This is a genomic window from Pigmentibacter ruber, from assembly GCF_009792895.1.
Classification (GTDB): domain Bacteria; phylum Bdellovibrionota_B; class Oligoflexia; order Silvanigrellales; family Silvanigrellaceae; genus Silvanigrella; species Silvanigrella rubra.
This window is the reverse complement of record NZ_WSSC01000001.1, coordinates 1,169,640-1,183,443: the sequence shown is the minus strand read 5'-3', so window position 1 is coordinate 1,183,443 and position 13,804 is coordinate 1,169,640. Positions and strand designations below refer to the sequence as shown.

General features: G+C 28.7%; 12 protein-coding genes. 2 read left to right on the top strand and 10 right to left on the bottom strand.

All coding sequences use genetic code 11. The annotated features are described in order from the left end of the window. Positions 1-32: 32 nt before the first annotated feature. Positions 33-389 carry a hypothetical protein gene (locus GOY08_RS04900; protein WP_158997688.1) on the bottom strand — a complete coding sequence of 119 codons (357 nt, stop codon included), beginning with the start codon at positions 387-389 and terminating at the stop codon, positions 33-35. A gap of 102 nt (positions 390-491) precedes the next feature. Beyond that, the gene (locus tag GOY08_RS04895) at positions 492-965 is read right to left on the bottom strand and encodes a transglycosylase SLT domain-containing protein (protein WP_158997686.1); all 474 of its coding nucleotides are present in this window, start codon (positions 963-965) and stop codon (positions 492-494) included. A 295-nt stretch (positions 966-1,260) separates the two neighbouring features. On the opposite strand from GOY08_RS04895, the gene GOY08_RS04890 reads away from it, so the two are divergent. Next, a complete protein-coding gene (locus GOY08_RS04890; protein ID WP_158997684.1) occupies positions 1,261-3,132 on the top strand; it encodes a MutS-related protein in 1,872 nt (623 codons plus the stop codon). Positions 3,133-3,134: 2 nt separating this feature from the next. On the opposite strand, the gene GOY08_RS04885 is transcribed toward GOY08_RS04890, so the two are convergent. The 6 genes from GOY08_RS04885 to mutM all read right to left on the bottom strand — a co-directional run bounded on the left by GOY08_RS04885 (position 3,135) and on the right by mutM (position 11,946). Beyond that, positions 3,135-4,151: a leucine-rich repeat domain-containing protein gene (locus tag GOY08_RS04885; protein ID WP_158997682.1), complete on the bottom strand. Its 1,017-nt coding sequence runs from the start codon at positions 4,149-4,151 to the stop codon at positions 3,135-3,137. 275 nt (positions 4,152-4,426) lie between these two features. Further along, a complete protein-coding gene (locus GOY08_RS04880) occupies positions 4,427-5,425 on the bottom strand; it encodes a tyrosine-type recombinase/integrase (protein ID WP_158997680.1) in 999 nt (332 codons plus the stop codon). Positions 5,426-5,466: 41 nt separating this feature from the next. Then, positions 5,467-6,819: a diaminopimelate decarboxylase gene (gene lysA, locus GOY08_RS04875; RefSeq protein ID WP_158997678.1), complete on the bottom strand. Its 1,353-nt coding sequence runs from the start codon at positions 6,817-6,819 to the stop codon at positions 5,467-5,469. 577 nt (positions 6,820-7,396) lie between these two features. Continuing rightward, positions 7,397-9,478: a SpoIIE family protein phosphatase gene (locus GOY08_RS04870; RefSeq protein WP_158997676.1), complete on the bottom strand. Its 2,082-nt coding sequence runs from the start codon at positions 9,476-9,478 to the stop codon at positions 7,397-7,399. A gap of 117 nt (positions 9,479-9,595) precedes the next feature. Next, positions 9,596-11,110, bottom strand: coding sequence for a cupin domain-containing protein (locus GOY08_RS04865; protein ID WP_158997674.1), 1,515 nt, complete (start codon positions 11,108-11,110; stop codon positions 9,596-9,598). A gap of 14 nt (positions 11,111-11,124) precedes the next feature. Next, complete coding sequence (mutM, locus tag GOY08_RS04860) at positions 11,125-11,946, bottom strand: bifunctional DNA-formamidopyrimidine glycosylase/DNA-(apurinic or apyrimidinic site) lyase (protein ID WP_158997672.1); 822 nt, start codon at positions 11,944-11,946, stop codon at positions 11,125-11,127. Between the two features lie 123 nt (positions 11,947-12,069). Here mutM and GOY08_RS04855 point away from each other — a divergent pair, with 123 nt between their 5' ends. Then, complete coding sequence (locus tag GOY08_RS04855) at positions 12,070-12,489, top strand: hypothetical protein (protein WP_158997671.1); 420 nt, start codon at positions 12,070-12,072, stop codon at positions 12,487-12,489. A 3-nt stretch (positions 12,490-12,492) separates the two neighbouring features. Here the strand turns inward: GOY08_RS04855 and GOY08_RS04850 are convergent, their stop codons facing one another. Both GOY08_RS04850 and GOY08_RS04845 read right to left on the bottom strand, forming a co-directional pair. After that, complete coding sequence (locus GOY08_RS04850; RefSeq protein WP_158997669.1) at positions 12,493-13,293, bottom strand: SDR family NAD(P)-dependent oxidoreductase; 801 nt, start codon at positions 13,291-13,293, stop codon at positions 12,493-12,495. Next, the gene (locus GOY08_RS04845; protein ID WP_158997667.1) at positions 13,271-13,780 is read right to left on the bottom strand and encodes an SCP2 sterol-binding domain-containing protein; all 510 of its coding nucleotides are present in this window, start codon (positions 13,778-13,780) and stop codon (positions 13,271-13,273) included. Before GOY08_RS04845 ends, GOY08_RS04850 begins: the two co-directional genes overlap by 23 nt. Positions 13,781-13,804: the final 24 nt, after the last annotated feature.

Here is a 13,804-nt window from a genome sequence, read left to right as displayed (position 1 = left end):
TCTAAAAAAGTATTGAAGGGAAAAATATATTTTTAATGATTATTTGATTCTTCTTCTTTTAAATCACGAAGAAGCTGTACAAATATTAAAATTGTTACTAGTAACATACAAACAGCAGCAATCCATGAACCAAGGTAAGCAGCAGCTATAATGGTTGGAATTGATAAAACCAATCCATAGCCATTTGGAGCTACAGATTTAGCCTGTTCATTAGCTCCTGCAATGGCATAGACAAAGGTCATTAAGGGGAAAGCAAAGGTAACAAAAACAACCCAAGTATGATCTAGTTCATTGTTTTTGTTAAAATGAGGGAGCAGTTTTATTAAACCAATAACAACACAAACAAAACTCAAAAAAGCAGCAAGAAGAGAACTTACATTTTTTCTCATAATTTTCCCCATGCAAAAAGTTTAACATTTTTCATAGGGAATTATACTACACAGAAAGTCATTTAGGTAGAAGACACTAATGAATCGGAACTTCTTTAATAATTACATCACTTCATTATTTCTAACTATAATTTCTGCAATATTTTTAGTATTATAATTAGGAATTTGGTAAGCTAAACAAGTTTTCTTAAACTTGTTATAAGTAACCCATGCCGTCAAACCTTGAGTTTTATATATTTTCAAAGCACATTTAGCATTTTTCAATGGGTTATATAAATCCGCTTCATTCAAATTACAGTCTTTCATCCAAATATCATTAATCTGTAATAACCCATGATCTTTAGTATTATTAGTATTATGGCGATTTACTGCAGTTGGCTTAAAATTTGACTCAAATTCTGCCAAACATGTCACAACTGGAACTATTTCTCTTGGGAATCCTGCTTTTTCAAGAGTATATGCAACTTGCTCTTTTGATAATTGACGACTTTTATTTAATTTTGCTGATTTAGCAGGCTCTGCAGCTAAAACATTTAAACTTAAGAAAAAAGTAATTAATGTAAGAAATAATTTCATTTAAAACCTCTAAACAAACGTTTGGAGTTATTTCAAGTAATTGAGGAAACAAACTCCGACGCTTCAAAATAAAGCATAATTAACTATGAGCAAAAGGTATGCCAAATATAACAGCCTGAAATCACATAAAATGACAAAAGGATTAAAAATTGACCTGAAAAAAAATTAAACAATAAATTTATATATGGTAATTATTTAGACACTTGTTACTTAAATAGCAGTCTTGGCTTTTGCAGCTTCTGTATGTTAGCGTCAATTGTTCGTTCCATAATATACCTAAATAGTGAGAATGATAATGAGTTTTGTCGAGTCTAACTTAAAGAAACAAAAGTTTAATCTAAACTATGAAAGTGGCAAAAAGTTAGCCATATTTTATGACAACAAGCTGAAATCTTTGGATAATAGAGTTGCTGTCATGCGTTTAATCAGCACAATAGCTTTTTTAGCTATTGTTGTTGGTGTTTTTGATAAAGATAAAGCAGTAATAAATATCATACTTATTATTGCATTTCTAATTTTTTGTATTGTTACTTCATGGATTCATAAAAATATTCAGGCTTCTCAAAAAAAATGGAGTGCAATTCAAACTAGTTACTTGTTATCGCAAGCCAGATTAGAAAGAAATTTTAAATTAATTTCTGAGAATAATTCACCTTGGCATCAAGAAGTTATTAAAGTACCAAATGGGCATGTCTACGCACATGATTTAGATATTCATTCGCAATTATTTACATTATTAGATACATGCACTACAAAAGAAGGATCTGTTAATTTATTTAATCTTTTAATGACTGCTGGAGTCTCACCAGAATCCATTGAAAAAATAAATGAGAGAACAATTAAAGCTTCTGCACTTGGAAAAGAGTCTACCCTTATTAGAAGAATGGAAGTAATAAAATTAAGTACGCCAAATATTCAAAAAAATGAACAACAAAATAATAAAAAAATGCCAGAAATATCTAAAAATAAATCCTTATTTTATACTTTTTTTACTTTAATTAGTATTTTAATGTGGGCTGCAATTTTAATACCTTCAATAAAAAAATATCTTGATTCTGGTATGACAGAATCCCTCATTCAAGGGTTATTAACTTATGGCCTCTTTCTAGGAATAAGTATTTATTTATTTCAACCTGTAACGGAAATTGCAAATAAAATTTTATTATCCTCAAAAAAAATTGAACTCATAACAAAAAATCTGAAAAATAAAGAAGATCTTTTTAAAACTCTTGAATTTTCATTTTTATCGAATATTTCGTTTAAGAAAATACAGCAATTAAATTTTCTTCTAAATCTTTTAGATTTACGTGGAAATATTATTTTCTGGATCACAATTCATCTTTTCTTACCTTTTGATGCCTTACTCTGCTTTTTTCTTGAAAAAAGAATAAGAAATATGCAAGCAGAGATAGAAACATGGGAAAAAGAATTATACTTATTTGACTTACTTTGCTCATTTGCAAGATTTAAAATAGAAAATCCTGAAAGTAAATTTATTAGTTTAGCTGAAAGACTTTCCGTAGATAATAATAATATTGTTGTAGAAAACATTGGCCATCCTATTCTTCCCTTAAAAAATAGAATCACAAATTCTATATATATTTCTAACCAGTCGCCATTAATTCTTTTAACAGGAAGTAACATGTCTGGTAAAAGTACTTTTCTTCGAACATTAGGAATTAATATCTTATTATCAAATATGGGTGCACCTATTTTTGCATCTAAATTAAATATCGTACCTTCAAGAATTTTGTGTGCAATTCGAATCGACGATTCTCTAACTGAAGGAACTAGCTATTTCTATGCTGAGGTCAAAAGATTAAAATATATATTAGATTCTCTAACTGATAATAATAAAGCCCCCGGTTTTTTCTTAATTGATGAAATATTTAGAGGCACAAATAACAAGGAAAGATATATAGGAAGCTTAAATATTATTTTAAGTCTATTTGATAGAAAATCCTTTGGTTTAATATCTACTCACGATTTGGCTTTAGCCGAAATAGAAAAAACAGACCGTCGTTTAGTTAATATGCACTTTAAAGAACATATCGAAGATAATAAATTAGCTTTTGATTATAAATTAAAAACGGGGCCATGCCCAACAACTAACGCTTTATTTATTATGCAGCAAGAAGGTCTTCCAATTCATTTGGGCGAGAAATAAATTTATTTACTTGATCCTGAAGAAGAATTTAAATATCTAACATTTTTATTCTGTTGCTCAAACTTACATACTTTATCTAACCAGTTGTATTGTTTAATTGAATTCCTTTGATCTAAAGAATTAAATTTTATACAAGTATCTTTTACAAAAGGATTTCCTTGAGGCAATATTATTGTATTTGCTTGAAAACTATACAACGGTCCAGGGTTTAATATAAAATTATTCTTTATTGATAATACTTTAATTTTCTTTAAGTTTGCTATATCTTCAACGTCACTAATTTTATTAGAACTTAAAAATAACCATTGCAATTCTTTTAAACTACTAATATTATTGATATTTTCTATTGAATTATTCGATAAACTAAGAACGATTAAATTACTTAATGATGATATTGGATTAATTTTCGAAATATTATTATCATCAAGCCACAAGGCTCTAAGATTAATTAAACCACTTATAGGAGATAAATCAACAATTTTTTTTCCAGTTAAATTCAGCATTTTAGCATTAAAAAGCGTTTGTTTTAAAGCTAAATCATTACACTCTTTAAGCTGTACAGTATTTAAAACAGCATCAATAGTATGTTTTATATCTTCATTTACACGATCTTTTAATAAACACCAAGAAGTAAATGTCCTGTTAAATTTAATTAATATATCTGTTTTTACGTTGTTTTTTTTATTAAATAAAGAAACGTTACATTCTGTATAAGTAGTTAATTTCATCCCAGGATCTTTAATACTTATATAATCATTTGAGAGTGATAAAATTTCATTACAAACTTTATCTTGCCCAGTAAAAAGCATAGAATCATAACTGCTATCAAGCTTTATTCTACTAGGAATTATTTCAAGTTTATTTTCTTTTTCAATCAATAGATGATTAATTGAGAAAAATAAATAAAATTCTTTATCAATAGCAAACAACTTAAAAGGAAAGAATATTAAGAAAAAAGTAATTGCAATACTTAATAAAGTTATACTTTTATTCCTTTTTAAGCAATTGATTCTTCCCATTAAGAAACCTCATAGACACAATTCCTTCTCAATGTATTTTAAACACTTTTTTCATTCAAACTTGATTTTTTTTGTCTTCAAAATAGACATAAAATAAATTTAATAAGAATATTCATTTATGACAATTTATCATTATTATTTATTGTTTTTTTATTTACATAAAATTTATATAATATATTTAATTTTTTATATATTTAGCAATATTTTATAGATTTTTTAACGTTCGTAGGAGATAAATTTTAAGAAAGTTAGTTTATTTTTTATTTTTTGTTAACTTAATCAAAAAAACTAATTTTCCTTGTTGCAGCAGCTGATAACTCATTGGATTTCTTAATATAAATAGACGTTGTTGCTGTTAATTTATGATTCAAAAGGCTTTGTATTTGGATGATTGGAACCCCTTCAGAATGTAATAATGTAGCTAAAGTTGTTCTAAAACTATGTGGACTAACATCCCTAAAAATACCCGATTCTTTCACTGCAACTTTTACCATGTCAAAAATTGATGCTCTGTTTAACTTTGTTGAATTTTTAGACATTTGTGAGCGTGTAAATAAATAATCATCCGGGTTAGTATCACTACGAAACTCATTTTTGTATTCTAACAAAACTTGTGCCGTATTTTGATGGATAAAAGGCGAATGAGGCAGGTCTCCCTTTGTAGTTAAATGAAGCCGCCAATTTTGGCCTATTTTTTCTAAATTTTTTATCTTCAATTCACATAACTCCTCAACTCGCATTCCTACAGTGAACAAAGTATACATTACAGTATAGCGAAGTCTCCACACACAATAAGTCCTACTTTTCTTACATTTAGAAATTTGATATTGCTTTTTACAATATTCTAAGAGCTTTAAAACCTCTTCTTGTTTAAGAATATTTGTTTTCCCTTTTTTATCTAGCTTAGGCTTTTTTATTAATTCTAAAATATTATATTCTATTAAACCTTTTTTTCTTGCATATGTTAGTAACGAAGAAAGAGAGGATAACTTACGAGCAATAGAAGCTATAGAGAATTCTGATAAACTTTCTTTCCAAAGAAGAACAAGTCTTTCTGTAATTTGTTTTAATGAAGTTATTTTAATTTTTAAAGTTTTAAAAGCAAACAAGAAAAACTCTTCTAAATCTCTTGAATAAGATTGCTGTGTATTTTCACTCTTAAATGACATAATAAACCAATTTAAAAGATCAATTATTTCTTTTCCAATATACTCTTCTCTGATGAGAAGATTTGTTTTATTTTGTATAAATCTAGCTTGACTAGTACTATGCATCCTTGCAACTTCCATATTTAAATTTTATTTAATATAAATCCCTAAATTATATCTGTTATAAGTCCATCTCTGACAAATATTTCTGAAGGTAATTCACGTAAATTATATTGACTTGCCATTGATCGACAATAAGCCCCAGCCTCAAAAAATGCTATAATATCACCTTTATGTATCTGTGGTAAAATTGCATTTTTTGCCAAAAAATCTCCACTTTCACAGACAGGTCCTACAACATTCCAAGAAAAATGGTTAAAATCTTCTTGCTGCAATTTTTTAATATTGTAATTCACTAACTCTGCGTGATGGATAGCTCCATATAAACTGGGTCTTGGGAAGTCGTTCATTGCCCCATCTACATAACAAAATATATTTTCAACGGAATTTCTTTTTTCATAAAGAACTTTTGTCAAAAAAATTGTAGAACTCGCTACTACGCTTCTACCGGGTTCCATACAAACAGATAAATTTGAGTAATCTTCATTCCAAACAGACAAAAGTTTAGGATATTTTTTACTCTCTTCTTTAAAAGCATTACAAACAAAATGAACATGCTTGAAAATATCCTCCCCATTTTCAGGTACGCCATTTTGTCCAACACCTAGTCCCCCTCCAAAATCAATATGCTGCACAAATATTTTATTTTCATACATAAAATGTGCACAATCTAATACTTTCTTTACAACTAAAGGAAAAATTGAATTTTCTGTTAATTGTGAACCAATGTGAACATGAATTCCTTTTAATGGATTGATCCATTTTAGAAATAAATCTTCACTTGTAAATTGTAATTTTTTTGCTTTTAACCAAGTTTGAAAATGCTCATATAAAATACCAAATTTTGAATTTAAAGCCCCAGTTTTTAAGTGAGGATGCGTTTCTACTTCAACAGCAGGATTTAGACGCAATGAAACCAATACTTTTTTTTCAAAAGAATTTAAATTTTTTTCCTTATATAGAAAATCTAGTATGTCTGATAATTCAGTCAAATGCTCAACGCTTAAATTACCAAGTCCTCCCAAAAGAGCTTCTTTCCATTCCGTTTCTTTTTTTCCTACCCCAGCAAAACATATTTTTTTAGGATGAATTCCAGAAGCTATAGCTTTACGCCATTCACCTATTGAAACAATATCAATTCCAAAATCTTCTTTAACTATCGTCTTAAGGATTGGAGTAGCAAAATTAGCTTTCATGGCATAGAAAATTTCATTATGCATAAAGTGACAGCTTAAAGCTTCCTTATATTTATTAAGTCTCTGAGAAACAGCATTGAGGCTTGTCACATATACTGGGGTTTTATCTAAAGCTAGAATCTGCGCTAAAGGAACGGCATCAATCTCAAGCCCTTCTCCGTTTATTCTTTCTTCTATAGATTTTAAAGAGATAAATGGTCGCATTTTAATACCTTACATAAACTTAATAGATTCAAAGCACAAAACTATTGGGCTTCTTCCTGATTATTTGTATCAGCTCAGATGAATATTAGTCCAGCCTAATGTTACAATTCTGTAATATTTAAATTCTAGCAATTTTTTTGCAATAGTTTGGAAACAAAAAAAAGACTTTATAAAATGAAGTTTCTATTAACAAATTTAAGCTTCTTTTTTTAAGGTGGGATTTAAAAGAAAAAAAAGGTAATAATTATTTAATAGAAATGTAACGGTGGGATAAAAGGAGAAAAAGAAGCTCATTTAATTACAAATATTATTACTTGCTAACTTTTAAGCGACAATCTTACAAATTTTTGTCTATTATTAAGACAATTTTATAAATTACAAAAAATAATATTTTTATATCAAAAGATAACTAACAGACAAATGACAAATTGTTATTAGACTTTCATTTATCGTAAAATTTAAAACTTTTTGCTTTCCTATTTTTGTCTTAAAAAATGACATTCTTAATTTTACTAATTTAAAAATATTAATAATTTAATCAAAAATAATAGGTTATTTTTAAAAAATTAAATATTTATTAAGCAACATCAGCAATTATTTTTGTATCTGTAGATTTTAAAAACCGAATCGCTAACAATGCTATATCATCTTTTTGAGGTATGCCATCAAAATATTTATAAGCGTCATTGGTAACATTCTTTATAAATTCAGAGGGATCTAATTGTCCATGCGATTCCATAGATCTTTTAAAATTTTTAAGTCCATACTCTTTCGCCTGGGGTGATTCTCCTTCAACTATTCCATCAGTGTAAAAAACTATTTTTTGCCCTGGTAGAAAATCAAATTCTTTTGTTTCATAATCACTACCTTTAGTAAATCCAAGTCGAGAACCCATTGCAGGATAAATATATTTTACTTCTGTTTTATCCGTATTTGTGTCTACAATAGCTGGAGGAGTATGACCAGCTGACGATGCAAAAATTTTATTTTCATTAAAATCTATCAAAGCAGCTACCATTGTCATCAAATATGTTTGTCTTCCAGTATCAACAATGCATTCATTAATAAATTTTAAAACTTGCGAAGGAAAATCATTATTAATTTTATTATTACCCATTTTTACAAATTGAAAAAGCATATCAGCAGAGCCTCTTGTTACAGCTGTAATCAAAGCTGCAGGAGTTCCATGCCCTGTAACGTCTCCAAATAAAACTAAAATTCTATTCTCATCAACTTCATAAATTCCAAACCAGTCACCACCGCATTGACTTGCAGTTTTAAAGAAAATAGAACAATCAAATTTTTTTGAGTTAGGGAAATTTTTTGAAATAATTGAATCCTGCACTGCACTTGCTAGTTCAATATCTCTCTCTAAATTTGCTCTATTTTTCTCTCTAATAACATGCCATTCATTTTCCACCGCTGTGATTAATGAGGTACTTAATGTATTTAAAATCCCCAAGCTTTCTTGAGATAATACGTTAATATTTTTAGGAAAGAAAACTTCTACGACACCCACTAAAATATTTTTTGAGTTTAATAAAGGAAAAAGTAGGATTGAATTATTTATATAATCACCAGAGATAAATAATTGTGAACTTTCAAAAACTAATTCTTTACTTGAAAGAATTTTATCTAATAAAGGAGATAGATTCTCTTTTTGTAATTTATCTGAAATTCTAATAATACCTTTTGGATTATTTAAAGCTTCATTTTCAATATTTAACCAAACTTCAAGTTTATTTAATTTAATAAGTTCTTTCAAATATTTTTCATAAATTTTTACAGATTCTTCTATATTCATACATTTAACTATAGCTTGTGCTGCTTCTGATAAGCCTTTTATCATGAGTAAACTATGCTCTATTTTATCTACCATGAAATTGAAGTTTGTAGTTAATTTATCAATTTCATCTTCTTCATTTCCAATATTATATCTAAATTTATCTTTTATTTTTGTAAATTTACCATTTGCTATATCAAGGCTTGCTTCCATTAATAATTGAATAGGATTTATTATTTGTTTCTTTAAAAAAGCATAAGTTAATAATAGAATTGTGCAACTTAATGCAAATGTAAATAATATAAAGCTTATTTTCTGCTCAAGAAGTCTTTTTTGGATATATTCAGTTGAGAAATTTAAAACGACATAACCTAAAAATTTTGGATCGGATAAATCGGTCTCTTTCCACCATAATGAACCAATTAATCGGTGAGAACCATCGGGTAAATTTTGCATTTGAGAGACCATTTTAGAAGGAACGGAATCGTAATTGCGTTTTATTTTTTTTAACTCATTATTATTAATATCTTTTTCATTTCCTTTTTCTTCAGATTCAATAAGCTCTTTTTTATTATCTGCTCCAATTTTGTATTGATATCCTGAAAAAAAGTGTCCTTCCGAATCAAATATTTGAATATTTATTACAGTTTCCGCTTCAAATAAAGGTTTCATACCTCTTGCAGCAATATCCTTATCAAGTTCCCAAAGTGATTTTGATAAAAATCCAAGTGAATTTGATAATAATAAAACGTGATTAGATTCAGCATCAGCATTAAAAGATTTTTCAGCCTTTTTAATCTGGAAAAAACTATAAAGAGACATAACTCCAAATGTGACAACTAATAACAAAATAATGATTTTAGGAGCTAACTTCATACTATCTCCAAAATTGTATGAATCCGTATTATTGTTAAACATACAATTTACTTTATTCCGATAATCGCTTAGATATCGGATAATGTGTTATGAACTTAAATTTTCTGTTAGAAATTTTTAGGAAGGAATACAGAGTAACAAAATTGCTTTTTCATCCACTGATGTAAAATTAAAATCTAGATTAGCGGGTATAAAAATACACTCCCCTGGAACGATCTTATGCTGAATTTCTTTCCCATTTCTTTGATTTATATTAATAATTAAATTTCCAGATAAGTGAAATAATATTCTATATGTCCCAATTGTTGGCAATTTTATAGTTTTATTAGCTTCTAATGTTATTCTGCTGGACTGAAATTCATTAAATTTACAAACAACTTCTTCTTTAAAATTTTTCTCATTTTTTATTATTTGTAAATTTGTTTTTTTAGGTACAACTAATTGCATTATATCAATAGCTTTTTCAGTATCCCAATGGTCTTGTGTTAAAACTTTTTGAGCAAAGCTTAAAATGTAACGTTCATAGGTAGGAGTTTGAAATTCAACTACAGTAACACCACTTTGAAGCGCATGAGGTACCAAAGTTGGAACTTGTATGACATCAGCAACTTCTAAATCAAGATACCCAGCAAAAGAATCCATTATTTTTCTTTTTTCTTCTTCTTCAAGGATATCTTCTTTAGGAATTTCTTTTCGCCACTCCTTTATTTTATCTGGCAAAATTGGTTCATTAAGAGGGATATTTTCTGCTGTTCTAAATTTATCATAAAAAGAATCTATTTTTTTTCTTATCAGTTCATATTCTTTAATAGCTGTTAGCAATTCTTTTTTAAATGCACTCTCACTTTTATAAGCTTTTAGTTTATCTGGGTTTACTCCAAACTTAATTTTCCCTGATGGAGAATTAATTTGAGTTACAACGTATACTTCATTTTTTTCTGTATGAAGTTCATAATATAAATCTCCATAAACTTTCTCAGAAATAGGATCTAAAATTTTAACTAGAATGAGTTGTCTTTCAGCAACCTGCTTTCCAAGTAGTGTAGATGGACAAGCTTGAAAAAGCCAAGAAATTGGAATGGGAAGTTCACCATCAATTGACTTAATTTTAGCAACACCTCTTTTTTCTACACCAGTAAACCAAATTTCTTGTCCCCAAGGTTTTATGATGTTGATTGGAATAAATTTATATAAATTATCAGGTTGGAAAAGATTCTGCTTGTTTTCTAAAAAGATATTTTCCTTTACTCGATTATAAATCGTATACTCATTTAATTCGGTTATGGTAACTTTTTGGATTTGTAATAGCTTCCCTTTTTTTGAATATTCTTCAAAACTATTTATAAATGTATAAAATACATTAGTAGGATAAATGGCAGTTATCTGATAATCATTTCTTTGTTCGTCTTTTTGCACCATGTAATAGATCCAAATGACTTCATCCCCTTGCTTCCATGGGGCAAAGAAAGTATGTTGGAAAGTTAAAATAAATTCTATTATTGGGGAATTATCAGCTTTTAATTGATCAATAATACCAGATATTATTTCTTCAGGCTTAATAATACTCTCTTTAGTATAAAATACAGAGCATTTTATTAATTCATTTTTTTCAAAGTTTCTATGCATGCTCATGAATAACCCTCAAATTATTTTTGACAGTTTGGACAATACCAAGAACTTCTTCCACCTTGTGGAAGTCTTGCAATCAGCCCACTGCATTTAGATCTTAAGCACTTTTGTCCTTCACGACCATATACTTGATGCAGTTCCTGAAAATTACCTTTATTGCCTGAAAAGCTACGATAAGAGGCTATGCTAGAACCACCAAATGCTATGGCCTTCTCTAACATTAATGGAATCTGATTGGCTAGAATTTTCCATTCTTTTTGACCTATCGAAGAGCAGGAACGAAAAGGTGAAATTCTAGCCAAAAAAAGAGCTTCTAGTGCATAAATATTGCCAATACCACCAATTATTTTTTGATCCATTAACATTTCTTTAATGGATCTATTTTTTACTGTTATCGATGAATCTTGGAAAACAACATTTAATGCTCTTTCATCCAGTGGGTCACAAATTGCATTTCCTTGATCCATTTTTGCATCACGAATTTTCCAAAATCCAAATCGCCTAGGATCAATGTATGCTAGCCCTGAGCCATTGCTAAAATAAATGGAAACATGCTGATGCTTTTCAATTTTCTTACTATTATTTTCAATCGCTTTAAATGCGCCAGACATTCCTAAACTTATGTTAACTGCACCTTGAGTCGTTTCAATGACAAGCTGCTTGCCTTCTCGAAACACTTTCTTGAAACTGCTTCCTTTGGCAAAAACATTGTTTAGCTGTTCTAGATCAAAAGGATATCTTAAGTTTTCCCGATGAAACTTAATATTATTTACAGTTAATCCTAAAAAATTTGCATTGATTGAGTTTACAAAGTTCTGTACTTCAGCAAGTTCTGGCATATTCACTCCTTGAAAAAATTAACAGGTATATTTTTCTTAGTTAATTAAAAATTTGGCAACTCTTTTACCCCAAAAAATCGCTATAATACTCATTAGAACTCTTGTATAATCAAAGGAAAACTTATGAGTCAAATTTTTAGAATTGCCACAACTCAAGCCATTAGAGAAATCATTCAAGAAAGTGCCGTTGAAGGACGTTTTGGATTGCTTCTAACGGAAGAAAGTATTGATAAAATTTCAGAAAGAGTAGTAGATTTATTTGAAATGACCTTAAAATTAAGAGCCAAAACTCAAGAACTATTTGGCCAAGTAAATGCAAAAGCAGAACAGACCAACACAGTTAATAAGCAACAAAAAAACAAATTAAACATCGACGAGAGAAGTCCTTTTCCAAAATCAAAAAATGCTGCAGAAGTGTATGATTTTGGAAAAAGAGTAAAATCAGATTTTGAATCAATTCCTTTACCTACAATTCAAGATATAAAACTTCCTCGGACAAGATTTCAATTAAGCTTAGAAGAAAAAGAAAAACTAAGAAGATAAATTTTATTTTTTTTCTTGTAACCATCTTGTGATATTTGTAACTAATTTTCTAGGTAAAAATTTTACAGAACAAACACCAATTTTATTCATAACACCTGGGATAATTAGGACATCATTATTCATCAATCCAGTAAATCCTGCTTGCGCAACAGTTTGTGAATCAGCAGCTATTTTCGAATTAAATATTTTTGAAGAGTCATCAATTTTAGCTGTGGCTTGGAATCCTGTCAAGGTTGGGCCAGGGCAGAGAACTGATATTTGTACATTTGTCTCTTTTAATTCATTTGCAAGAGCTTCGCTGAAAGAGAGTACATATGCTTTAGTAGCATAATAAACTGACATAAATGGACCGGGTTGAAATGCAGCAGTAGAAGCCACATTAAGAATTTTTCCGCCGCCATTTAAAAGCATTTCATTCAAATAGCAATGAGTTAACTCTGTAAGTGCTGTAATATTTACATGAATCATCTCGGCTTGTAATTTTGAATTAATTTCATTAAAATTTCCTAAAACACCAAATCCAGCATTATTAATTAAAATATCAATTTTTTTCCCTAGTGATTTTGTTTTATTTAGAACTTCTTTCGCTGCATTGGGTTTTGCTAGATCACAAGGAATTACTTTACAATCTACCGAATAATTTTTAATAATTTCTTGTGCTAAATGTTCAAGTTTATCAGCACTTCTTGCAACTAAAACAAGATTGTATCCTTCTTTTGCAAAGATATGTGCAAAATCAAGGCCAATGCCACTTGATGCTCCCGTAATTAAAACGGTTTGATTATGATTGGAAAGTTGATTCATATTTTGATTTAACTCCACCTTTTTTTAACAAGGAAACCATTTTTAAAAAAGCAGCTAGATCACCTGCGATAGTAACTTTTCCAGTAATAAAAGCTTTATGAGCCTTTAAAGTTCCTGTTAATATTTTATATAACGTAACAGAGTCTGTTAAGATAGTTGTTCTAGATGAACCTTCAATAACATTTAATAAATTTTCATCAGTTATTAACCAAGGACAAGCTAAATCAGATGTAAATTTATATTCAGAACTGCTTCTATTTTTTTCAATACTAACAGACCATGAGGCTTCTTCATCTACCATAACAATAAATCTAGGTAATGAATCTATTTTAAATAAATAATCACCTTTCAACGAAGTTCTTTCGTAAGGTTCTAAATTTCTTAACTCACAACAAACTAAATCTCTAAAAGTATTTGCTATTTCCCATAATTTAGGAGAGCTTTGGTCTGGATTAAATCCATCTTCATTTTCTTGAAATGCTTCCAAAATATAACCTTTCAAAACAAATTA